The organism is Streptomyces sp. NPDC050534 (assembly GCF_044457745.1).
In the GTDB taxonomy this organism is placed as follows: Bacteria; Actinomycetota; Actinomycetes; order Streptomycetales; family Streptomycetaceae; genus Streptomyces.
Genome location: NZ_JBITHF010000006.1, coordinates 380,745 through 401,885 on the forward strand (window position 1 = coordinate 380,745; position 21,141 = coordinate 401,885).

The following is a 21,141-nucleotide window of genomic DNA, read 5'->3' on the forward strand; positions in this document are numbered from 1 at the left end:
CCGATTCATGACCGCCCCCCACGTGCCCGGCGAACGCCCCACCTTCCGCACCGTCGCACCCGCCCCGCTGCTCACGGCCCTCCTGGCCGCGCTCGCGGTCGCCGGCGCGGTCGCCCGCGTCCCCGAACGGGACCGCGCCCCGCTCGCGCTCGGCGCCGGCACGGGCGCGCTGCTGCTGTGCGCCGCCGTCGCGCTCGCCGTGTACGCGCTCCAGCGGGCCCGGATCGCCCGCCGCCGCCTGGAGGAGGTCACCCAGGACGCCGGCCGGCTGCTGCAGGACCGGATCCGGCAGAGCGCGCAGTTCGACCAGGAGCGGGTGCGCCTGACCGAGGAACTGACCCACGAGCGGGCCCGCCACGTGGCGGAGCTCACCCAGGAACGGGTGCGGCTGACCGCGGCGTTCGAGCAGGACCGCGCCCGCCTCACCGCCGAGAACGCCCGCCTGGCCGAGCAGGCCCGCCGGGCCGGCCATGAACGCGCCGCCGCGGTCTCCGCCACCGCCAACGCGGCGGGCCGCATGCAGGCGCTGGCCACCGGCATGCTCGCCGACCTGCGCGCCATGGAGGAGCGGCACGAGGACGAGGACGTCCTCGCCGACCTGCTCCACCTCGACCACCGCACCGCGCAGGCGGGCCGGCTCGCCGACTCCGTCGCCGTCCTCGCCGGCGCCCGCTCCGGCCGCCGCTGGGCGCGCCCCATCTCGATGGAGTCGATCCTGCGCGGCGCGATGGGCCGCATCGGCGGCTACCAGCGCGTGCGCGTGCACTCCGCCAGCGAGGCCGCCGTCGCCGGGCACGCCGCCGAGGGCGTCATGCACGCGCTCGCCGAACTCCTCGACAACGCCGCGAACTTCTCGCCGCCGACCGCCGAGGTGCACGTCTACGTCGAGGAGGTCCCGGCCGGCGTCATCGTGTCCGTCGAGGACAGCGGCCTGGTCATGGGCGAGGTGCAGCTGCGCCGCGCCGAACAGGCGGTCTCCGGCGACGAGGCGGGGCTGGGCGGTCTCACGGGCACCCGGCTCGGCCTCGCGGTCGTCGGCCGGCTCGCCCGCAAGTACGGCCTCAAGGTGTCCTTCCGCCCGTCCGCGCGCGGCGGCACCGGCGTCCTCGTGCTCGTCCCGCAGGACATCCTCGTACCGGAGCAGTACGCCCCGCAGCCCCAGGACGCGCTCCCCCTCCCGGAGCCACGGGCCGACCGCCCGGAGCCGGCGCCCGCGCCCGCGCATCCGGAACCGGCCGACAGGCGCCCGGAGCCGGTCGACGAGCACCCGCGGAGGTCGTACGAGCCCCGGCACACCACGCCGCACCAGGACACCGGCGCCGATCCCGAGGCCGACCACGTCCGCGCCCACCACCACGAGTCCGCCGGCCCGGGCGGCGACGCGCCCGCCTCGGGCCTGCCCAAGCGCCGCCGGGGCCGCGCGCTCGCCGAGGCCGAGCGGGAGCGGGAGCGCGTACGCGCGCGTGCGGCCGATTCCGGCATCACCGGGCCGGGTCCCGCGCCCGTCCCCCTGGACGACCCCCTCAGCCGTGCCGCCCGTTTCAGCAGCTTCCGCCGGGCCGTGCGCGGCTCCCTGTCCGACCAGGGCGTACCGGCGCCGGACGAGGACACCGCCGCACCCGCGGCCGCATCGTCAGCCACCCCTCACCCGCACCCGGACCCGGAAGGCAACTCCACGTCATGACCGGCACGACCACCGCCGACGCGAAGCTCACCTGGCTCATCGAGGGCCTCCTGGAGCGCACGCCGGGCGCGCGGCACGCGCTCGTGCTGTCCCGGGACGGCCTCAAGCTGTGCCGGACACCGGAGCTCACCGTCGACCAGGCCGACCAGCTCGCCGCGATCGCCGCCGGAATCCAGTCGCTGTCGCACGGCGCCTCGGTGGAGTTCGGAGACGGCACCGGAGGCGTGCGCTCGGCGATGACCGAGTTCTACGGAGGGGTGCTGTTCATCGTGGAGGCGGGCGAAGGCGCGCACCTGGCCGTGGTGACCACGGAGGACGCCGACGCCGGGCTCGTCGGTCACAACATGAGCGAGCTGGTGGAACAGCTCGGCGCCCATCTGACCGCGCAGCCCCGGACCTCATGAGCCGCCCCGGCAGGGACGACTCACCCGACCGCCTCTACACCCTCACCCAAGGCCGCGCCCGCTCCGCGCCCGACAGCCCCTTCGACCTGGTGACCCTGGTGGTCGCCGAGTGCGATCCGGCGCCCGGCATGCAGTCGGAACACGCGGCTATCCTGCGGCTCACCCAACTCCCGACGGCTGTGGTCGAGTTGGCGGCCGAGCTGAAGCTCCCCGTGAGCATCACCAAGATTCTGCTCGCCGACCTCCTCGCGGCGGGCCGCGTCAGCGCCCGCCACCCGCGCAAGGCCGCCGTCCCCGATCCCGACGTCCTGGAACAGGTGCTCGTTGGACTCCGCAACCTCTGACGCGCGTATCCCGCTGCACGTCACGGCCGAGAACGGCCTGAAGATCGTGGTCGTAGGCGGCTTCGGCGCCGGCAAGACGACCCTCATCCGCTCGGTCAGCGAGATCCGCCCCCTCAACACGGAGGAGACGATGACCCGGGCGGGCGAGCACGTCGACGACATCAGCGAGGTGCGCGAGAAGAAGGCCACCACCGTCGCCTTCGACTTCGGCCGCATCACGCTCGACGCCCGCAACGTGCTGTACCTCTTCGGCGCGCCGGGCCAGGAGCGCTTCTGGTTCCTCTGGGACCGCCTGTTCTCCGGCACGCTCGGCGCGGTCGTGCTGGTCGACACCCGCCGTATCGACGACTCCTGGTACGCCATCGACCGGCTGGAACACCACGGCACGCCGTTCATCGTGGCCTGCAACGACTTCGGCGGCCCGGCCTACGCCCCGCAGCAGATCCGCGAGGCGCTCGACCTCGACCCGCAGGTGCCGCTGCTCGACTGCGACGCCCGTTCCCGCGCCTCCGGCAAGCAGGTCCTGATCACGCTGGTGGAACACGTCGCCAACCGGCACGCGGCCCAAAACCACCGCCCCCCACAGGAGTTGGCACTGTGACCGCCCCCACCGCCCCCGTACCGCTCGGCGGACCCAGGTTCCAGACCGAACCCGCGCAGCTGTACCGGGAGATGCGGCGCGAGCACGGTGCCGTCACCCCGGTCGTGCTGGACGGCGGCGTACCGGCCTGGCTGGTGCTCGGCTACCGCGAGCTGCACCAGGTCACCGGCGATCCCGTGCTGTTCAGCCGGGACTCCGACCTGTGGAACCAGTGGGACCGCATCCCCGACGACTGGCCCCTGCTGCCGATGATCGGCCGCAGGCAGCCCTCGATCCTCTACACGGTCGGGGAACGCCACCGTGAGCGCGCCTCGATGATCAGCGGCGCGCTGGAAGCGGTCAGCCCCTTCGAACTGCGCGGCTACGCCGAGAAGTTCGCCGACGAGCTGGTCGACGCGTTCAGCACCCGCGGCGAGGCGGACGTCGTCGCCGACTACGCCATGCTGCTGCCCGTGCGCGTCCTGGCCCGCCTCTTCGGCTTCCCGGACGAGCAGGGCCCGGGCCTGGTGACGGCGCTCAACGACATGATCGACGGGCGCGAGCGGGCGATCGCGGGACAGACCCATCTGGCCACGTCCATGGCGCAGTTGCTGGCGGAGCGGCGGGCGGCGCCGGCCGACGACGTGGTGTCGCGGATGCTCGCCGACCCGGGCGGCTTCAGCGAGGAGGAGATCGCCCAGGACCTGATGGTGATGATGGCGGCGGGCCACCAGCCCACCGCCGACTGGATCGGCAACTCCCTGCGGCTGATGCTCACCGACGACCGGTTCGCGGCCTCCCTGTTCGGCGGCCGCAACAGCGTCGCCGACGCCATGAACGAGGTCCTGTGGGAGGACACGCCCACACAGAACGTGGCCGGCCGCTGGGCCGCCCGCGACACCCAGCTCGGCGGCCGCCGCATCCGCGCCGGCGACCTGCTGCTGCTCGGCCTCCAGGGCGCCAACTCCGACCCCCAGGTGCGCACCGACGGCTCCGCGCTCACCGGCGGCAACAGCGCGCACTTCTCCTTCGGGCACGGCGAGCACCGGTGCCCGTTCCCGGCGCAGGAGGTCGCCGAGGTCATCGCGCGCACCGCCATCGAGGTCGTACTGGACCGCCTGCCCGACATCGACCTCGCCGTACCGGCCGGGTCCCTGACGCGTCGGCCCTCGCCCTGGCTGCGAGGGCTGACCGAACTGCCCGTGCGGTTCGCCCCGACCCCGGCCCTGGGAGGCACCCCCGTATGACGACGAGCGGCACCGAAGAGACCCGTACGACCGACCGGACCCGTACAGCCGACGAGACCCGTACAGCCGACGAGACCCGTACGGCCGACGAGACCCGTATCGCGCTCGACCCCTTCGTCGGCGACCTGGACGGCGAGAGCACGAGGCTGCGCGCCGCGGGCCCGCTGGCCGCCGTGGAGCTCCCCGGCGGAGTGCCCGTCTGGGCCGTCACCCACCACGCCGAGGCGAAGCAACTCCTCACCGATCCGCGGCTGGTGAAGGACATCGAGGTCTGGGGTGCCTGGCGGCGCGGCGAGATACCCGCCGACTGGCCGCTGATCGGGCTCGCCAACCCGGGCCGCTCCATGCTCACCGTGGACGGCGCCGACCACCGCCGGATGCGGACGCTGGTCGCGCAGGCGCTCACCCCGCGCCGGGTGGAGCGGATGCGGGAGCGGATCACCGAGCTGACCGAGGGCCTGCTGGACCGGCTGCCCGCGGACGCGGGCACCGTCGTGGACCTCAAGGCGGCCTTCGCCTACCCCCTGCCCATGTACGTCATCGCCGACCTGATGGGCATCGAGGAGGCGCGGCTGCCCCGGCTGAAGGAGCTGTTCGAGAAGTTCTTCTCCACGCAGACCCCGCCGGCCGAGGTCCTCGCCACGCTCACCGAACTCGCGGGCATCATGGCCGACACGGTCGCCGCCAAGCGCGCCGAGCCCGGCGACGACCTCACCTCCGCGCTGATCCTCGCCTCGGAGGACGGCGACCACCTCACCGACCAGGAGATCGTCTCCACGCTCCAGCTGATGGTCGCGGCGGGCCACGAGACGACGATCTCCCTCATCGTCAACGCCGTGCTCAACCTGTCACTCCATCCGGACCAGCGAACGCTCGTGCTGTCCGGCGAGGCGGACTGGTCGTCGGTGATCGAGGAGACGCTCCGGCACTCCACCCCCACCTCGCACGTCCTGATCCGCTTCGCCACCGAGGACGTCCAGGTCGGCGACAAGGTGCTGCCCGCGGGCGACGCGCTGATCGTCTCGTACGCCGCGATCGGCCGCGACGAGCAGGCCCACGGCCCGACGGCCGGCGACTTCGACATCACCCGCACCTCGGCCAACCGCCACATCAGCTTCGGCCACGGCCCCCACGTCTGCCCCGGCGCGGCACTGTCCCGGCTGGAGGCCGGCGTGGCCCTCCCGGCCCTCTACGCCCGCTTCCCCGGCCTGGACCTCGCGGTCCCGGCGGCCGAGCTCCGCCACAAGCCGGTGGTGACGCAGAACGACCTGTTCGAGCTGCCGGTACGGCTGTCGCCGCCGAGCTGATCGCACAGATCCACGGGCCGGAGGAGTCGTCTCATCCGACGGACACGTTTCCGGCGGGTTTCACCGACGGGATACCCTCCGGCTCGTGGCTGAGATTCAGATTCCCGCTGACATCAAGCCCGCGGACGGACGTTTCGGCGCGGGTCCCTCCAAAGTGCGGACGGAGGCCCTGGACGCCCTCGCCGCGACAGGCACCTCTCTGCTCGGCACGTCCCACCGCCAGGCCCCGGTGAAGAACCTGGTCGGCAAGGTGCGCGAAGGCATCTCCGACCTGTTCCAGCTGCCCGAGGGCTACGAGGTGGTCCTCGGCAACGGCGGCTCGACGGCGTTCTGGGACATCGCCACCCACGGCCTGATCGAGAACAAGTCGCAGCACCTCAACTTCGGCGAGTTCAGCTCCAAGTTCGCCAAGGCCGCCAAGCTGGCGCCCTGGCTGGCCGAGCCCACCGTGATCGCCTCCGACCCCGGCACCCACCCGGAGCCGCGGGCCGAGGCGGGCGTCGACGTCTACGCCTTCACGCACAACGAGACCTCGACCGGTGTCGCCATGCCGATCAAGCGCGTGGCCGGTGCCGACGAGGGCGCCCTGGTCCTGGTCGACGCCACGTCCGGCGCCGGCGGCCTGCCGGTGGACGTGTCGGAGACGGACGTCTACTACTTCGCCCCGCAGAAGTCCTTCGCCTCCGACGGCGGCCTGTGGATCGGCGTCTTCTCCCCGGCCGCGATCGAGCGCGCCGAGCGGGTGCACGCGTCCGGCCGTCACGTCCCGGAGTTCTTCTCGCTCCCGACGGCGATCGACAACTCCCGCAAGAACCAGACGTACAACACCCCGGCTCTCGCCACGCTCTTCCTGCTGAACCAGCAGCTGGAGTGGATCAACGGCCAGGGCGGACTGGCCTGGTCCACCGCGCGCACCAAGGACTCCTCCACCCGCCTCTACACCTGGGCCGAGGACCTCAAGTACGCGAGCCCCTTCGTGGCCGACCCGGCCAAGCGCTCCCAGGTCATCGGCACCATCGACTTCGCCGACGAGGTCGACGCGGCCGCCGTCGCCAAGGTCCTGCGCGCCAACGGCATCGTCGACACCGAGCCCTACCGCAAGCTCGGACGCAACCAGCTCCGCGTCGCGATGTTCCCGGCGATCGACCCGGCGGACGTCGAGGCCCTGACGAAGTGCGTCGACTACGTGATCGAGAAGCTGTAGTCGTCACCCGTACGACACCCGTACGACGGTGAAGGGCGCCCGGTGACACCCACCCGGCGCCCTTCTCTCATCCCGCCGTGCAGCTCACGCTCGGCACCGCGCCCCCGCCCGGCGCCGCCCCGAAGCCGAAGCTCGTCGAACCTCCCGCCGCCACACCGCCGTTGTGGGCGGCGTTCGTCGCCGTCACCGTCCGGCCGGTCTGCGTGTACGAGGCGTTCCACATGGAGCCGACCTGCTGGGAGCCGTCGAAGGTCCAGGTGACCTTCCAGGACGTGAGGGGGCCCGTGCCGGTGTTGGTGACCTTCACGTCCGCGTTGAAGCCGCTGCCCCAGTCGCTGCTGACGGTGTAGGCGGCGCTGCATGCGGCCGTGCTGCCGCCGCCCCCGCCGCCGCCCCCGCCGCCCGTGCCCGTACCGGGGAACAGCGGTGCCTTGACGCTCGCCAGGTAGCCGTCCTTCACGGTGTCCACGGTCTGCCAGTCGTCCTTCAGGATCCCGCCCGTGTCACCCGAGTTGGGGTTCCACGACCAGAAGGTCCACTGGAAGGAGTCGGCGCCGTAGGTCGAGGTCGGCCGCAGGTAACTCACCAGCGCGGTGAGCCACTTCTGGTCCACCGTGGACGCCAGCGTGGTACCGAACTCGCCCACCCAGACCGGCGCGATGTTCTGCTTGAAGATGTAGCCCCAGTACTTGTCCCACACGCCCGGCATGTTGGCGGGGAAGGACGGATCGCTGAACCAGGGCTGCTGCGCCACGCTGGTCGCGTAGTCGTGGGCGGAGTACACGACCCGGTTCGCCACGTCGAGTTGCACCGGGTACTGGCCCACGCCCATGAGGTTGCCGCCCCACCAGCCGGAGACGCCGTTGTACGTCTGCACGCCCTCGACGAAGATCAGCAGGTCGGAGTTGACGGACAGCACCGCGTCGCCGGCCCGTTGCGCGGCCAGGCGCCAGTCGGTGGCCGCGTCGCCGCAGCCCCAACAGGCCGGATCGTGGGGTTCGTTGTGCAGGTCGATGCCGATGACGGTGTCCTGGCCCCGGTAACGCGCCGCCAGGGCCTTGAGATCGGCGATCCACGTCGACTCGGGGACGGCCGAGGTGTACCAGAGCGCCGACTGCCCGCCGGAGTCCGGCCGGTGCCGGTCGAGGATGACCTTCAGGCCGTCCTGGCCGGCGTACGCGACGATCTTGTCCATGACCTGGAGGGAGTCGAGGCCCTGCAGGTCCGCGTTCTTGCCGCTGCTGAAGTCGATGCTGTTGGGGACGGTGCCGGGCTTGAAGATGTCGTCGCTGTAGGGGAGCCGGATGGTGTTGTAGCCCAGCGACCTCATCTGGTCGATCATGGACTTGTAGTCGCGGGACCACAGGCCGTGGACCACGTGGTTGCCGGTCTCGAAGCCGAACCAGTTGATCCCGGCGATCCGGACCGGCTGCCCGGCCGCGTCGAGGATCTGACGGCCGCTGGTGTGCCAGTACCCGGCCCCGGGCGCCTCGGCCGCGTCCGCCGTGGTGACACCTGACCCGGCCAGCGGTAACACGAGCGCCACGGCAACGGCGCACAGCACTCTTCGCAGGCTGCGGAACATGTCGCTGCTTCCTCTCGGGAGGCGCGGGCCCGGAACGAGTGGGAGCGCTCCCACAACCCGGCACCTCCATGGAAGCCGTAGCTACATGAACACGTCAAGCATGCTGCGGGTGTTCAGTTGCGCCGCAGCAGACGGCGGAAGCCGAAGATGACGGCCGCCGCCGCGGCGACGGCCAGCGCGCCGATCTTGACGTTGCCGGACGTGACGCCCCCGCCGTTGTCCGAGCTCGCCGAACCACCGCCCGAGGAGGGCGACTTGGAGCCGCCCTTCGCTCCCGGGGCGTCCTCCACCTGCACCGGGCTGTCGGAGCCCTCGCTGCCGTACAGGAGCCGGGTCCCGTCGATCGAGTAGGTGACGGACTCGCCCTGCCCCTGGAGCGGCACGTTCAGCCGGCCCGCTCGCTTGATCCTCCCGCCGTTCCAGTCGTAGTAGATCCCGCCGAAGTAGCCGCGTACGGCGAGCTGTTGGTCATCGGGCGAGATGGCCGCGTCGGTGGCCCAGAGGTCGACGGCGGCGACGGGCCGGAAGATGTTCGCACCGGAGGTGGAGAGCTTGGCCGGCCCCTCGTAGAGGTGCCCGCCGTCCTCGTTCTTGTCGATGATGTACGGTCGGCCGCTCTTCGGGTCGACGACCAGCGACTCGGCGTTGCGCGGCCCGTCCGCGTACTTCACGACGTACTGCGTGGCCCGGATCGTCTGGTCGACCAGCTTCTTCGGCTCGGGCAGCCGGTAGATCCACACGTAGGGCCATGTGCCGCCGAGGTTGTCACCGATGTCGCCGACGTAGATCTGGTGGTCCGGGCCGATGGAGATGGCCTCGACGTCGCGGGGCCGGCCGACGCCGCTCAGCGTGACGCGGGCGACCGTCTTCCCGGTCGAACTGTCCACCGCGTAGATGTACGGGCCGTCGTCGCTGTCGTTGTGCGTCCAGTAGATCCCGGGGTGCAGACGGGAGGCGGCGAGGCCGCTGGACTCGGTGATGCGCGGGTCCTTGATGGTGAACCCCCGGCCCCCGTCGTCGGCCGCGGCGGGCAGGGCGAAGACGCCCACGAGCAGAACTCCGGCGAGGAGGGCGAACGGTCGGCGCATGCACCAAGCCTGCCATCCCGCCGAACGGTTGACCGCCCGCACCGGGTTCCCGACGCGCCCCGCCGTGGCAGGGCTCACACCACACCCGTCCCATTGATCCCCCGCGCATCGTCCATCATGAGCGGATGCTCAGGTTCATGCCGGTCGGCGACTCGATGACGATCGGGAGCGCGGGCGAACACACCTGGCGGTACCGGATGTGGCGGCACCTGCGTGACACGTACGGTGGCCCGTTCACCGTCGTCGGCCCGCGCGAGACGCTCTACGACAAGGCGACGGACGCGCCGACGTCGTACGACTACGCCGATCCCGCCTTCCCCTGCGGCCATCTGGCCGGCTGGGGCGAGGGCTGGCAGCACATGGTGCCGCTGATCGGCGAGGCGGTGCGCTCCTGCCGCGCGGACGTGCTGCTGGTCTCGCTGGGCCTGATCGACCTCGGCTTCTACACCGACGCGGACCAGACGGCGGACAACGCACGGCGGTTCGTGGCGGAGGCGAGGGCGGCCGGGCCGCGCGTGCGGATCGTCGTGCTGCCGGTGATCCCGAACGTCCGCGCCGCCGCCGACGCCCCCTTCGCCGCCCAGGTGGCGCGCTTCAACGAGCTGCTGGCGAAGGCGCTCGCCGACCTGGACGAGCCCCGCTCCCCCCTGCTGCTGGCCTCGCCCCCGCCCTCGTACGACATCAACCTCGACACCTACGACGGCACGCACCCGAACGCGAGCGGCGAGCACAAGATCGCCGCGGCCTTCGCCGACGCGATGCACCAGGCGTGGGGAGTGGGCGAGCCCTACGAGCTCTGAGCCCTTTCCCCTTGCCTAGAGCGCACTCGACGCCGTTGGCTGGGTGGTCATGAAGTACACGCAACTCGGACGCACGGGACTCAAGGTCAGCCGACTGGTCCTCGGCACGATGAACTTCGGACCGCAGACGGACGAGGCCGACAGCCACGCGATCATGGACGCGGCGCTGGCGGCCGGCATCAACTTCTTCGACACCGCCAACCCGCAATTTTCATACCGAACTGCATCGTAGCGTGCCGCCAGCGCGCACGCGGGACCACAGAGAGCACCGACCGCCGCCCCCAACTCGCCCTGCACGCAGAGCAGGAGGCACCGGTCCACATGCAGATTTGTTACTTCACCATGCGAAAGCTTCGGGGGACGGTCCCGGCCCCGGGAAGATCTCGTCGAGAGCCGCAAGAAGCTCCGCGCCCAGGTCCAGTTCGAGGGCGCGCAGAGCCGAGTCAAGCTGCTCCTGCGTGCGCGGGCCGACGATCGGTCCTGTCACGCCGGGACGGGTGAGCAGCCAGGCCAGGGCGGCCTCGCCCGGTTCGATGCCGTGCTTGTCGAGCAGGTTCTCGTACGCCTGGATCTGCTCTCGCGTGCGGGCGTCCTTGAGGGCGTCGGCGGCCCGTCCGCTCGCCCGGCGCCCCTCCGTGGCCTCCTTCTTGAGGACTCCGCCGAGCAGCCCGCCGTGCAGCGGCGACCACGGGATGACACCGAGGCCGTAGTCCTGCGCGGCAGGGATGACCTCCATCTCGGCGCGGCGCTCGGCGAGGTTGTAGAGGCACTGCTCGCTGACGAGCCCGACCCGGCCGTGTGTCTTCGCGATCTCATTGGCCTGGGCGATCTTGTAGCCGGGGAAGTTCGAGGAACCGGCGTACAGGATTTTCCCCTGTTGGATCAAGACGTCGATCGCCTGCCAGATCTCCTCGAACGGCGTCGACCGGTCGATGTGATGGAACTGGTAGACGTCGATGTAGTCGGTCTGGAGCCGCTTGAGGGAAGCGTCCACGGCGCGGCGGATGTTCACGGCGCTGAGCCGGTCATGGTTGGGCCAGGCCGGTCCGTCGGCGCCCATGTTCCCGTAGACCTTGGTGGCCAGGACCGTCTTGTCACGATGCCCGCCGCCCTTGGCGAACCAGGTACCGACGATCTCCTCGGTGCGCCCCTTGTTCTCGCCCCACCCGTACACATTTGCAGTGTCAACGAAATTCAGCCCCGCATCGAGCGCCGCATCCATGATGGTGTGGCTGGTGACTTCATCCGCCTGAGGGCCGAAGTTCATCGTGCCGAGCACGATGCGACTGACCTTGAGTCCGGTACGTCCCAGCTGCGTGTATTCCATGGACGCCAAGCGAACCCCTTCGAGTCCACTTCATGCAAGACGTCCGGCGGGCGGCGGGTACGCCTGCCTCAGGCGCCCTCGTCGATGTGCCGGTACAGCGTGGCGTGTGAGACGCCCAGGGCCTTGGCGATGGCATTGACGCTCTCGCCCTTGACCCGTCTGGCGCGGGCGACCGTGAGCATGTCGTCGTTCGTGACACCGGGCCGTCCACCGGTACGCCCCTGCGCCCTGGCCGCGTCCAGCCCGGCACGGGTGCGCTCCTTGATGAGGCTGCGCTCGAACTCGGCCATCGCTTCGACGACCTGGAGCATGAGGCGGCCGTCGGCCGTGCCGGGGTCGATGCTGGCCAGTGCACCCGTAAGCACATGGAAGCCGATGTCCCGCTCTCGAGGGGTGTCGACCATGGACACGAGGTCGATGAGCGACCGGGCGAAGCGGTCCAGCTTTCACACGCACAAGGTGTCGCTGGCACGGGCGTAGTCGAGTGCTACGTGCAACTCCGGCCGATCGGCGTGCTTGCCGCTGGCCTTGTCCTCGAAGATGCGGGCGCAGCCTGCGTCGGCGAGCGCGTCGCGCTGGAGCTGCGTCTCTTGGTCGCCGGTGGAGACTCGGGCGTACCCGATGAGCTGGCCAGTGGTTTCTGAGACGCTCGTTTCTGATCACGCGCTGTGCCTTGTCGGTCGCGGTGGTACCGACGCATGCCGTCTGCCTGTGCGTCGCTGTGATCTCGCGGGCCCGCTGGTAAGCGCAGCCTGCCAGTCACCCGCGCGGGCGCACAGCCATTCGCCGGCCGCGGCACGGGCCAGCCTTGGCGATGGCGGAAAGGGGTGGGGTACGACCCCCGGAAGGGTCTATGCTCGACCGCCGAGTCTTACCGGCTGAGATCGCGCCACGGTTTCAGGGTTGATCAAGCTCTCACGACTTTGTGCAGGAACATCCTCAACATGGCCTCCATGTGCATTACTGCGCCCTCGACTTCGGGCCAGATCTCTGCTGTAAGCGCATCTCTTGGGGTTTGGTGAATCTCGCCGCTCCATCTGGCCGCCAGCCTCATGACCTCATTCATTGCTTCGATGAATTCATCGTGCAGAAATTTGGGCCCACTCTCCTCCTTCCATGACGGCACTGCGGCGCGAAATCGGAGGAGCTGAACCGTGAGCTGGTCAAGGTGCGTCAGCGTGTCGTGCCGCAGTCGTTGAAGCTCATCTGTGTCACCGGGGGCATTCCCCCTTTCCACTACGTGGTTCCAGACCTGCTTGACAGTCTCGGAGAGTCGCGCCATGTTCACGTACATCTCGCTCGCGGCGCGTTGACGTGGAGAGTCCGCCTGGTGGGCAACGGTGATCGAGTACTTGTCGCCGAATACCGTCTCTTCAACTGTCTGGAGATCGGCGTTGAACTGAAGTCCTACGTGCTGCCCCTGCTGGTCGAAGCTGCTTTCATCCACTGAGCGCCCCAAGCATCGCGGCGATCTGACTCCCGATGCCCGTGGCCAGGCTGCCCATCTCGAGCACTCGCCGCAGCCGTCCTCCCGTCTCAGCGGTGTCGCCAGACGCTGCTGCATTGCGCGCGGACTCCAGCTCCGCCTGTACCTCGGGAGGCAGGAGCGGCTCCGTCTGGTGAGCGTGCGCCAGGACGTTTTCCAGCCCCGCAGCAATGTCGGCCATCGAGGCCGACGATCCAACGATCATGTTCTCAGCGTTGTGCTGAACGCCGACAGTCTGGTTGTACTGGTTGAAGGTTGCCACGCGGTCACGGTACGGCGCACGCGGCACTCTGAGCAACGCGTTCACAGTCTCAACTCCCGTACTCTGCTACCTCGTTCGAGTTGGAGGGATTACTCTCTCCTACGGCGATGCGACAGGCGAAAGCTACAGCCGCCCCTGCTGCTTACCTCTTTGTCGTTGGGCGGCTTCTGGCTTCGCAGTTCGCCAGCGGTCTGCGTGCTGGTCGGCCGCAGGCCGCCAGAGGTCAGACGGCTGACGCACTTACAAAGGCCGACAGGGCCCCGCGTTCGAGGCCCTCTCGGTTCCTCTCGCGCTTCGGCTTCGTCAGTCCTCGCTGCGAACCGCCGCGATGTTGCGTACGCGCTGCTTGAAGTCCAACGGGATCAGAACCTGAACCCGTCCGACGGGGTGCTGCCACATGCCGTCATGGCCGTCCACGGACATGGCCTGCACGGCCGTCATCCCCCGAATCGACTCGGCATGGATGATGGCCTTGACCCCTGCGGCACGGAGCTCCTTGCCCTTCTCATGCTGAGTCGACAGCTTGCTCCACCGCTCCCGGTAGGTCTCTCCGGTCGGGATCTCCTCCCAGGTATCCGGTCGTGTGGGCTGAGCGATGAGCTGCTCGCGTCGCGCTTCCAGCCGCTTGTACGTCTCGCGGTACTCCTGTTTGCCCAGCTCGCTGGAGTAGAGGCCCGCCTCGCGGTCCTCCCGCAGGTCCGCCAAGGCACGGTTCACTTCGACGATGTCGCGCGTGTAGTCCACCCCCGGGCGGAAGGCTTTCCGGACGATCTCGACGTCCCCGGCGGCCAGCAGGAACGCCTCCTCCACGGCGTCCTCCAGCGTGTGCGCCGCGATGCCCTTGCTTCCGGTCGGGCACGGCTTGTGGGTGGTCCGCGAGGCGCAGCGGTAGTAGGGCCAGTTGCGACCGGGACCGAGATACGCGGGTTCCCCGCAGGTGCAGAAGGCGACCCGCAGCAGGGGTGACCCGCCCTTGCGGTTTCCGTTGCGCTTACTGGTGTTCTCGTCCAGCTTCTTGTTGGCCACCCCCCACTCCTCCTGCGTGATCAAGGGCTCCGCACGCTGAAGAGGCCGGCCGTCCGCGTCCCGGACGACTCGCGTCCGCTTCACCTTCTTCCCATCAACCATCACCTCCTCACTCACTTCCATCTGCCCCAGGACACAGCGGGAGCGCACCACCTGGGACGTGTTCGCTGCGGTCCAGCGGCTCCCCTTCGGGGTCTTACCGCTCCGGATCATCTGGGCGTCCAGGGAGGTCGGGGTCTTGGACGTGTCCTCGTTGAGTGATTGCGCGATGCTGTTCGCCGATTCGCCCTCGATGAGCCGGCGAACGATCTCGCGGAGCGTCCCGGCTGTGTCCGTCCCGTAGTCGTCCGGCACCAGCTTCCACCCCTCACCGCTCTCCTGCTTCTCCTCGCGATACCCGTACGGAGTGCGGCCACCGCGCCAGCGCCCCTCCTTCACCAGGTGGTTGTAGGACGACTTCGCACGCGCCTTGATGGCTTCGAGCTCACCCTCCGCGAAGGACGCGATCAGGCTGAGGAGGAGCTTCCCCACCTGCGTGTTGAGGTTGATCCCCTCCTCGACGGTCGCGACCTCCTTGCCGTTCTTCTCGCACCACTCCAGGAGGGTGTGCACGTGCAGCACGCGCCGCGAGAGTCGGTCGATCTTCAGCGCGCAGAGGATGTCGTACTCGTCGGCACGCGACTCCTCCATCGCAATCCGGTGCTCGATCGCGCTGACCTCCTTCCCGATGGTCGAAGGCAGCCACTTGCCGAACTCCGGACGCTTCCACGGCTCCACCCCGCCGGACACGTCGATGTCCTCGACCCATCCCACGACGACATGCCCCTCTTGGTCGGCCCATCGCTGGATGGACCGACGCTGACGCTCCGGCGATGTGGTCTCGTCCGACACCCTCGACAGACGAACCACGCCCAGAACTCTCGCCATGCTCGTTCCCCCTCCCCCCTGCGGCACGCTTCGTGCACGAGAGGTGACAGTATGTGATTGGAATCATGGCGTCAAAATTGATCTCTGGACACCGCCAACGTGTACGGCTGGGGCGAGAACAAGGGCCGTACCGAGGAGATCATCGGGAACTGGTTCGCCAAGGGCGGCGACCGGCGCGACAAGGTCGTCCTCGCCACCAAGGTGTACGCCAACATGGCCGCCGACGGTGAGGCGTGGCCCAACCACGACAAGCTCTCCGCCCTGAACATCCGGCGCGCGGTCGACGCCAGCCTGAAGCGGCTGCGGACCGACCACATCGACGTCTACCAGTTCCACCACGTCGACCGGCGGACTCCCTTCGAGGAGATCTGGCAGGCGATCGACGTGCTGGTGCAGCAGGGCAAGATCCTCTACGTCGGGTCCTCCAACTTCCCCGGCTACAAGATCGCCCAGGCCAACGAGATCGCCGCGCGGCGCGGCGGCACCATCGGCCTCGTCAGCGAGCAGTGCCTGTACAACCTCGCCGAGCGGCGCGCGGAGATGGAGGTCATCCCGGCCGCGCAGGAGTACGGCCTGGGTGTCATCCCCTGGTCGCCGCTGCACGGCGGACTGCTCGGCGGCGTCATCAAGAAGGAGGTCGAGGGCGGGCGCCGGGCGAGCGGCCGGGCCGCGGACGCCCTCGCCAACACCACCATCCGCGCCCAGATCCAGGCGTACGAGGACCTGCTCGACAAGCACGGGCTGGAGCCCGGTGAGGCCGCTCTCGCCTGGCTGCTGACCCGGCCCGGCGTGACCGGCCCGATCGTCGGCCCGCGCACGGCCGAGCAGCTCGACTCCGCCCTGCGCGCGGCCGAGCTGGAGCTGAGCGGGGAACTCCTGTCCGGGCTGGACGAGATCTTCCCGGGTCCGGGACCGTCCCCGGAGGCCTTCGCCTGGTAGCGGACCGGCGGCGGTCGGCTACCTCCCGATCGCCGCCGCGAACGCCACCACGACGAACAACAGCACAAGCGCACCGGCCATGATCCGGTTCCGGGTCTTCGGGTCCACGCCATCGAGCGTAACCGGCTCCGCGAAGTGCCCGGCGGGCGGCTGCCTCGTAGCGCGGCCGCTCCCGCGCCGGCGCGGGACGGAACTATCCGGCGCCGCCGAGCTTCCAGCGGGAGATCGCCTCGTAACGCGGCTGCTCGCCCGGTACTCCCGACTTCGGCAGGTTGCTGCGGACCAGGGCCAGGTCCGTCACCGTCCAGGTGGGGCCGGTGAAGTCCGCGAGGGGGGTCAGGTACGGGCGGACGTCCACCGCGTCGCGGCTGCGGGCCAGTGTCAGGTGGGCCTTGTAGCGGCGGTGATCTCCCATCGGGACGCCCGCCTTGCGGGCCGCCGCCTCCGCGCGGTCCGCGAGCAGGCGCAGGGCCGGCAGGTCACCCTCCGCGCCGGCCCACAGCGCCCGTCCGTGCCCGAACTGGCCGCCGCCGCGGACGGCCAGGGCGAAGGGCCCGGTCCGGTGCGCGGCGCGCTCCAGGCGGGCCGACAGCTCCGGTACGGCCTCGTCGTCGACCTCGCCGTAGAACGCGAGCGTGAAGTGCCAGCCGGGGCGGCCGGTCCAGCGCAGCCGCTCCGCGCCGGGCAGTGCGCGCAACCGGTCGACTTCCGCGGCGAGTTCCCGCACGACGTCCTCGGGCGGCAGCACGGCGGCGAAGAGTCTCATGCGCACCACCCTGCCACCACGAGGACATGGAGATCACCGCACCGGCCACTCCACTGTGACCCCCGGGCCGGCTCCGTCGTCACGCGGCGGGCGCCAGCTGCTCCCGCACCTCGCGCGGTACGAACCGCACGTGCGGATGGCCCCGGTTCCAGCCGACCGAGAGGCGGAGGTTGCCGACGCGGGCCAGGACCAGGCCGATCGCGATCGCCGCGGCCGCGGCGATCGCGCCGCCGACGGCGAGGCCCGCGCGGACGCCGTACGCGTCCGTGATCCACCCGGCGATCGGCGCACCGATCGGCGTACCGCCCATGAACACCATCATGTAGAGGGACATCACCCGCCCTCGCATGGCCGGGTCGGTGCTCACCTGGACACTGGTGTTGGCGGTGACGTTGACCGTCATGCCGAACATCCCGATCGGGGCCATGATCAGGGCGAACAGCCACAGCGACGGCGCCGCGGCCGCCACCAGCTCCAGCCCGCCGAAGACCACCGCGGCCGCGATCATCACCCGCATCCGGGCCGTGCCGCGCCGGGCCGCGAGCAGCGCGCCCGCCAGCGAGCCGACCGCCATCAGCGTGTTGAAGAGGCTGTACGCACCGGCGCCGGCGTGGAAGACGTCGTCGGCGAAGGCGGACAGGTACACGGGGAAGTTGAAACCGAAGGTGCCGATGAAGCCGACCAGGACGATGGTCCAGATCAGCTCGGGGCGTCCGGCGACATAGCGCAGGCCCTCCCGCAGCTGCCCCTTGCCGCGCGGGCTGCGCTCCACGACGTGCAGCTCACGCGAGCGCATCGCCAGCAGTCCGCCGATGGTGGCGACGAACGACAGGCCGTTGAAGAGGAACGCCCAGCCGGTGCCCACGCCGGTGATCATCAGGCCGGCGACGGCGGGCCCGATCAGCCGGGCCGACTGGAAGTTGGCGGAGTTCAGGCTGACCGCGTTCTGCAGCTGGTCCGTGCCGACCATCTCGGAGACGAAGGACTGGCGGGCCGGGTTGTCGACGACCGTGGCGAGACCGACCGCGAAGGCGGCGACGTACACGTGCCAGACCTGGACGTCCCCGGAGAGCGTCAGGACGGAGAGCGCGACGGCGGTGACGCCCATCGCGGCCTGTGTGAACAGCAGTGTGCGCCGCTTGGGCAGCCGGTCGACGAGGACGCCGCCGTAGAGACCGAAGAGCAGCATCGGCAGGAACTGCAGTGCCGTCGTGACGCCGACGGCCGTGGCGGAGCCGGTGAGGCTGAGGACCAGCCAGTCCTGCGCGATGCGCTGCATCCAGGTGCCGATGTTGGAGACGACCTGGCCGACGAAGAACAGCCGGTAGTTGCGGACCTTCAGCGAGGCGAACATCGAGGACTTGCGGGCGGGTCGGGGGGTGGGCGGTGAGTAGTGGGTGGTCGGTGCGGGGGCGGAGTCTGCTCCGGGTCCCGAACTCAAAAGGGACACCTCCTCGTTGTGGCTTACAGATGCGCGAGCTTCTCCAGCACGGGGGCGGCGGCGCGCAGTTTCGCCCACTCGTCCTCGTCCAGGCCCTCTACCAGGTTGGCCAGGAAGGCGTTCCGCTTGGCGCGGCTCTCCGCGAGCATCGCCTCGGCCTGCTCGGTCTGGGTGACGACCTTCTGGCGCCGGTCCTCGGGGTGCGGCTCCAGCCGGACCAGCCCCTTGGCCTCGAGCAGCGCGACGATGCGGGTCATCGACGGCGGCTGCACGTGCTCCTTGCGGGCGAGTTCGCCCGGGGTGGCCGTACCGCAGCGGGCCAGGGTGCCCAGCACCGACATCTCGGTGGGGCTCAGCGACTCGTCGACCCGCTGGTGCTTGAGCCGGCGGGACAGCCGCATCACAGCTGAGCGCAGGGAGTTCACGGCGGCAGCGTCGTCGCCATGGGTGAGGTCCGACATATCTTTAGAGTAACTCATTACTCTCTCTAAACAAGCTGGCGGGGCACCTGGATTCCGTGACTCCGGCCACGGGAAACGGGCGTCCGCGGGCTGCGCCCGGTAAACACAGCATCACCCGTACGAGTGAGTCGGTGGCGGAAAGTGAACATCTCAGCGAGTCCGCCCGCGACCCTCGTGTTCATGGGGACCAGCGTGCTCAGCCTGCGGATCGACGGGGAGCTGCTCGAACGGCTCCGGGACCACGCCGCCAAAAGAGGAATGAGCGTCCAGGACTATGTGGTCCGGACGCTCATTCGGGACGACTTCGACGAACGGTTCCACACCGCCGTAGAGGCGACGGAGAAGTTCTACGGGGTCACGTGAGCGCGGCTCACGTCAGGCCGAGGGCCGGCATCAGGTAGTAGAAGGCGAAGACCGCGGAGACGACGTACATCGCCACCGGGATCTCCCTGGCCCGCCCGGCCGCGAGGCGCAGCACCACGAAGGTGATGAAGCCCATGCCGATGCCGTTGGTGATCGAGTAGGTGAACGGCATCATCACCATCGTCACGAAGGCGGGGACGGCGACGGTGTAGTCGGCCCAGTCGATCTCCTTGACCGAGCCGGCCAGGATCAGGAAGCCCACCGCGAGCAGGGCCGGGGTGGCCGCCTGGGACGGGACCATGGTGGCGATCGGGGTGAGGAACAGCGCCACGGCGAAGAGCCCGCCGGTGACGACGTTCGCGAAGCCGGTGCGCGCGCCCTCGCCGACACCGGCCGTGGACTCCACGAAGCAGGTGGTGGCCGAGGAGGAGCTGGCGCCGCCCACCGCGACCGCGATGCCGTCGACGAAGAGGACCTTGTTGATGCCGGGCATCTGACCCTGGGCGTCGGTCAGCTTGGCCTCGTCGCTGACGCCCATGATCGTGCCCATCGCGTCGAAGAAGCACGACAGCAGCACCGTGAAGACGAACAGGACGCCCGTCAGCACGCCGACGTGGGAGAAGCCGCCGAACAGACTGACCTTCCCGATCAGGCCGAAGTCCGGGGTGGCGACGGGGTTGCCGGGCCACTTGGGCGTCGTCAGACCCCAGCTCGGGATCTTCGCGACCGCGTTGATGATCACCGCGACGACCGTCATCGCGACGATCGAGATCAGGATCGCGCCCGGGACCTTGCGGACGATCAGCGCGAGGGTGAGCAGGGCGCCCAGGATGAAGACGAGCACCGGCCAGCCGTTGAGGTGGCCGGTGGCGCCGAGCTGGAGCGGCACGGTGGTCTGCGCGGCGTCCGGGATGCGGGAGACGAAGCCGGAGTCGACCAGACCGATCAGCATGATGAACAGGCCGATACCGATGGCGATCGCCTTGCGCAGGCTGTAGGGGACCGCGCTCATCACGCGCTCGCGCAGCCCGGTGGCGACCAGCAGCATCACCACGAAGCCGGCCAGGACCACCATGCCCATCGCGTCCGGCCAGGACATCCGGGGCGCGAGCTGGAGCGCGACGACCGAGTTCACGCCGAGGCCGGCGGCGAGCGCGATCGGGACGTTGCCGACGACACCCATGAGGAGCGTGGTGAAGGCGGCGGTCAACGCGGTCGCGGTCACGAGCTGACCGTTGTCCAGGTGATGCCCGTACACGTCCTTCGCGCTGCCCAGGATGATCGGGTTCAGCACGACGATGTAGGCCATCGCGAAGAAGGTGGCGAAACCGCCGCGGATCTCACGCGGGATCGAGCTGCCCCGCTCCGAGATCTTGAAGTAGCGGTCGAGCGGGCCGTTGGCGGGCGCCTGTCCCGACTGGTCGGGGGCGGGGACCTTGGCGGGAGCCGAGGTGGGCATTGGATGTTCCTACGAGCAGAAGTGGACAGACGCAAACAGTTTCAGTATGAACATATGAAAGCCGTAAACGCTATCTCCGCGCGTAGACCTGATCGCCTCGTAAGCTGTCCCCCATGGCGAAGTGGACACCGAAGCACGAGGCGCCGGAGCCCCTGGAGGGCCCCGTCGTCGCCACCATCACGGGCGGCACGATCCTCTGGTTCGTCCTCTTCCTGGCACAGCTCCCCTTCTACGGCTGGTTCGCGGACCACGGGCACACGTGGTGGCTGTGGACCTGCCTGACCGGAGGCGTGCTCGGGCTGTACGGCGTCTGGTTCGTCAGGAAGCGGGACGCGGCGATCAAGCGCGCGGCGGCACCGGAGTCGTCGTCCGCCGAGTGAGCCGTCCGCGGGCGACGCGTACTACCACCGCACGAGGCGACTCCTCCCCTGGTCGGATCTT

21 protein-coding genes and 2 pseudogenes are annotated in these 21,141 nt (G+C 69.8%); 12 read left to right on the plus strand and 11 right to left on the minus strand.

Going from position 1 to position 21,141, the window contains the following annotated elements; all coding sequences use genetic code 11:
* Nucleotides 1–7: 7 nt before the first annotated feature.
* From ACIBN2_RS21825 to serC, 7 genes are all read left to right on the plus strand, one after another.
* The gene (locus tag ACIBN2_RS21825) at nucleotides 8–1,684 is read left to right on the plus strand and encodes an ATP-binding protein (protein WP_399136354.1); all 1,677 of its coding nucleotides are present in this window, start codon (nucleotides 8–10) and stop codon (nucleotides 1,682–1,684) included.
* Complete coding sequence (locus tag ACIBN2_RS21830) at nucleotides 1,681–2,088, plus strand: roadblock/LC7 domain-containing protein (protein WP_399136356.1); 408 nt, start codon at nucleotides 1,681–1,683, stop codon at nucleotides 2,086–2,088. The genes ACIBN2_RS21825 and ACIBN2_RS21830 overlap by 4 nt, the downstream gene beginning before the upstream one ends.
* A complete protein-coding gene (locus ACIBN2_RS21835) occupies nucleotides 2,085–2,432 on the plus strand; it encodes a DUF742 domain-containing protein (RefSeq protein WP_399136357.1) in 348 nt (115 codons plus the stop codon). The genes ACIBN2_RS21830 and ACIBN2_RS21835 overlap by 4 nt, the downstream gene beginning before the upstream one ends.
* Nucleotides 2,413–3,033: a GTP-binding protein gene (locus ACIBN2_RS21840; protein ID WP_399136359.1), complete on the plus strand. Its 621-nt coding sequence runs from the start codon at nucleotides 2,413–2,415 to the stop codon at nucleotides 3,031–3,033. Before ACIBN2_RS21835 ends, ACIBN2_RS21840 begins: the two co-directional genes overlap by 20 nt.
* Nucleotides 3,030–4,259: a cytochrome P450 gene (locus ACIBN2_RS21845; RefSeq protein ID WP_399136361.1), complete on the plus strand. Its 1,230-nt coding sequence runs from the start codon at nucleotides 3,030–3,032 to the stop codon at nucleotides 4,257–4,259. The genes ACIBN2_RS21840 and ACIBN2_RS21845 overlap by 4 nt, the downstream gene beginning before the upstream one ends.
* Nucleotides 4,256–5,566, plus strand: coding sequence for a cytochrome P450 (locus tag ACIBN2_RS21850; RefSeq protein ID WP_399136363.1), 1,311 nt, complete (start codon nucleotides 4,256–4,258; stop codon nucleotides 5,564–5,566). The genes ACIBN2_RS21845 and ACIBN2_RS21850 overlap by 4 nt, the downstream gene beginning before the upstream one ends.
* 85 nt (nucleotides 5,567–5,651) lie before the next feature.
* Nucleotides 5,652–6,770 carry a phosphoserine transaminase gene (serC, locus tag ACIBN2_RS21855; RefSeq protein WP_399136364.1) on the plus strand — a complete coding sequence of 373 codons (1,119 nt, stop codon included), beginning with the start codon at nucleotides 5,652–5,654 and terminating at the stop codon, nucleotides 6,768–6,770.
* Between the two features lie 67 nt (nucleotides 6,771–6,837).
* Here the strand turns inward: serC and ACIBN2_RS21860 are convergent, their stop codons facing one another.
* Together ACIBN2_RS21860 and ACIBN2_RS21865 are read right to left on the minus strand one after the other, a co-directional pair.
* Nucleotides 6,838–8,355 (minus strand): cellulase family glycosylhydrolase, encoded by a 1,518-nt coding sequence (locus ACIBN2_RS21860; RefSeq protein WP_399136365.1) that lies wholly within the window; start codon nucleotides 8,353–8,355, stop codon nucleotides 6,838–6,840.
* A 113-nt stretch (nucleotides 8,356–8,468) separates the two neighbouring features.
* On the minus strand, nucleotides 8,469–9,443 hold the full coding sequence (locus tag ACIBN2_RS21865; RefSeq protein ID WP_399136366.1) for a WD40 repeat domain-containing protein: 975 nt from the start codon (nucleotides 9,441–9,443) through the stop codon (nucleotides 8,469–8,471).
* Nucleotides 9,444–9,568: 125 nt separating this feature from the next.
* Here ACIBN2_RS21865 and ACIBN2_RS21870 point away from each other — a divergent pair, with 125 nt between their 5' ends.
* Together ACIBN2_RS21870 and ACIBN2_RS21875 are read left to right on the plus strand one after the other, a co-directional pair.
* Nucleotides 9,569–10,243: a GDSL-type esterase/lipase family protein gene (locus ACIBN2_RS21870; protein ID WP_399136367.1), complete on the plus strand. Its 675-nt coding sequence runs from the start codon at nucleotides 9,569–9,571 to the stop codon at nucleotides 10,241–10,243.
* A 49-nt stretch (nucleotides 10,244–10,292) separates the two neighbouring features.
* Nucleotides 10,293–10,445, plus strand: a pseudogene (locus tag ACIBN2_RS21875) (aldo/keto reductase); the annotation flags it as partial.
* 135 nt (nucleotides 10,446–10,580) lie between these two features.
* On the opposite strand, the gene ACIBN2_RS21880 reads toward ACIBN2_RS21875, so the two are convergent.
* The 5 genes and pseudogenes from ACIBN2_RS21880 to ACIBN2_RS21900 form a co-directional block, all read right to left on the minus strand.
* The gene (locus ACIBN2_RS21880) at nucleotides 10,581–11,570 is read right to left on the minus strand and encodes an aldo/keto reductase (protein WP_399136369.1); all 990 of its coding nucleotides are present in this window, start codon (nucleotides 11,568–11,570) and stop codon (nucleotides 10,581–10,583) included.
* Nucleotides 11,571–11,638: 68 nt separating this feature from the next.
* Nucleotides 11,639–12,193 (minus strand): annotated as a pseudogene (locus ACIBN2_RS21885) (recombinase family protein).
* A gap of 284 nt (nucleotides 12,194–12,477) precedes the next feature.
* Nucleotides 12,478–13,017 (minus strand): hypothetical protein, encoded by a 540-nt coding sequence (locus ACIBN2_RS21890; RefSeq protein ID WP_399136370.1) that lies wholly within the window; start codon nucleotides 13,015–13,017, stop codon nucleotides 12,478–12,480.
* A complete protein-coding gene (locus tag ACIBN2_RS21895; RefSeq protein ID WP_399136372.1) occupies nucleotides 13,010–13,318 on the minus strand; it encodes a hypothetical protein in 309 nt (102 codons plus the stop codon). The genes ACIBN2_RS21890 and ACIBN2_RS21895 overlap by 8 nt, the downstream gene beginning before the upstream one ends.
* Nucleotides 13,319–13,621: 303 nt before the next feature.
* A complete protein-coding gene (locus tag ACIBN2_RS21900) occupies nucleotides 13,622–15,271 on the minus strand; it encodes a recombinase family protein (RefSeq protein ID WP_399136373.1) in 1,650 nt (549 codons plus the stop codon).
* 84 nt (nucleotides 15,272–15,355) lie between these two features.
* Between ACIBN2_RS21900 and ACIBN2_RS21905 the strand changes: the two genes are divergently transcribed.
* Nucleotides 15,356–16,210 carry an aldo/keto reductase gene (locus ACIBN2_RS21905; RefSeq protein WP_399136695.1) on the plus strand — a complete coding sequence of 285 codons (855 nt, stop codon included), beginning with the start codon at nucleotides 15,356–15,358 and terminating at the stop codon, nucleotides 16,208–16,210.
* 193 nt (nucleotides 16,211–16,403) lie between these two features.
* On the opposite strand, the gene thpR is transcribed toward ACIBN2_RS21905, so the two are convergent.
* From thpR to ACIBN2_RS21920, 3 genes are all read right to left on the minus strand, one after another.
* Nucleotides 16,404–16,976, minus strand: coding sequence for an RNA 2',3'-cyclic phosphodiesterase (gene thpR / locus ACIBN2_RS21910; protein WP_399136375.1), 573 nt, complete (start codon nucleotides 16,974–16,976; stop codon nucleotides 16,404–16,406).
* Nucleotides 16,977–17,055: 79 nt separating this feature from the next.
* Nucleotides 17,056–18,417 carry an MFS transporter gene (locus ACIBN2_RS21915; RefSeq protein WP_399136377.1) on the minus strand — a complete coding sequence of 454 codons (1,362 nt, stop codon included), beginning with the start codon at nucleotides 18,415–18,417 and terminating at the stop codon, nucleotides 17,056–17,058.
* 23 nt (nucleotides 18,418–18,440) lie between these two features.
* Nucleotides 18,441–18,878 (minus strand): MarR family winged helix-turn-helix transcriptional regulator, encoded by a 438-nt coding sequence (locus ACIBN2_RS21920; RefSeq protein ID WP_399136379.1) that lies wholly within the window; start codon nucleotides 18,876–18,878, stop codon nucleotides 18,441–18,443.
* 174 nt (nucleotides 18,879–19,052) lie between these two features.
* Here ACIBN2_RS21920 and ACIBN2_RS21925 point away from each other — a divergent pair, with 174 nt between their 5' ends.
* Nucleotides 19,053–19,241 carry a ribbon-helix-helix protein, CopG family gene (locus tag ACIBN2_RS21925; protein ID WP_399136696.1) on the plus strand — a complete coding sequence of 63 codons (189 nt, stop codon included), beginning with the start codon at nucleotides 19,053–19,055 and terminating at the stop codon, nucleotides 19,239–19,241.
* Between the two features lie 7 nt (nucleotides 19,242–19,248).
* On the opposite strand, the gene ACIBN2_RS21930 is transcribed toward ACIBN2_RS21925, so the two are convergent.
* Nucleotides 19,249–20,700: an NCS2 family permease gene (locus ACIBN2_RS21930; protein WP_399136380.1), complete on the minus strand. Its 1,452-nt coding sequence runs from the start codon at nucleotides 20,698–20,700 to the stop codon at nucleotides 19,249–19,251.
* A 113-nt stretch (nucleotides 20,701–20,813) separates the two neighbouring features.
* On the opposite strand from ACIBN2_RS21930, the gene ACIBN2_RS21935 reads away from it, so the two are divergent.
* Nucleotides 20,814–21,080, plus strand: coding sequence for a DUF2530 domain-containing protein (locus ACIBN2_RS21935; RefSeq protein ID WP_399136382.1), 267 nt, complete (start codon nucleotides 20,814–20,816; stop codon nucleotides 21,078–21,080).
* The last annotated feature ends 61 nt before the right edge of the window (nucleotides 21,081–21,141 follow it).

Bases quoted from the DNA above. Each gene is read 5' to 3' on its own strand.
- ACIBN2_RS21830 (WP_399136356.1), top strand. From the start codon at position 1,681: ATGACCGGCACGACCACCGCCGACGCGAAGCTCACCTGGCTCATCGAG.
- ACIBN2_RS21870 (WP_399136367.1), top strand. From the start codon at position 9,569: ATGCTCAGGTTCATGCCGGTCGGCGACTCGATGACGATCGGGAGCGCG.
- ACIBN2_RS21860 (WP_399136365.1), bottom strand. From the start codon at position 8,355: ATGTTCCGCAGCCTGCGAAGAGTGCTGTGCGCCGTTGCCGTGGCGCTC.
- ACIBN2_RS21865 (WP_399136366.1), bottom strand. From the start codon at position 9,443: ATGCGCCGACCGTTCGCCCTCCTCGCCGGAGTTCTGCTCGTGGGCGTC.
- ACIBN2_RS21900 (WP_399136373.1), bottom strand. From the start codon at position 15,271: ATGGCGAGAGTTCTGGGCGTGGTTCGTCTGTCGAGGGTGTCGGACGAG.
- ACIBN2_RS21920 (WP_399136379.1), bottom strand. From the start codon at position 18,878: ATGTCGGACCTCACCCATGGCGACGACGCTGCCGCCGTGAACTCCCTG.
- thpR (WP_399136375.1), bottom strand. From the start codon at position 16,976: ATGAGACTCTTCGCCGCCGTGCTGCCGCCCGAGGACGTCGTGCGGGAA.
- ACIBN2_RS21880 (WP_399136369.1), bottom strand. From the start codon at position 11,570: ATGGAATACACGCAGCTGGGACGTACCGGACTCAAGGTCAGTCGCATC.
- ACIBN2_RS21850 (WP_399136363.1), top strand. From the start codon at position 4,256: ATGACGACGAGCGGCACCGAAGAGACCCGTACGACCGACCGGACCCGT.
- ACIBN2_RS21935 (WP_399136382.1), top strand. From the start codon at position 20,814: ATGGCGAAGTGGACACCGAAGCACGAGGCGCCGGAGCCCCTGGAGGGC.
- ACIBN2_RS21835 (WP_399136357.1), top strand. From the start codon at position 2,085: ATGAGCCGCCCCGGCAGGGACGACTCACCCGACCGCCTCTACACCCTC.
- ACIBN2_RS21825 (WP_399136354.1), top strand. From the start codon at position 8: ATGACCGCCCCCCACGTGCCCGGCGAACGCCCCACCTTCCGCACCGTC.
- ACIBN2_RS21930 (WP_399136380.1), bottom strand. From the start codon at position 20,700: ATGCCCACCTCGGCTCCCGCCAAGGTCCCCGCCCCCGACCAGTCGGGA.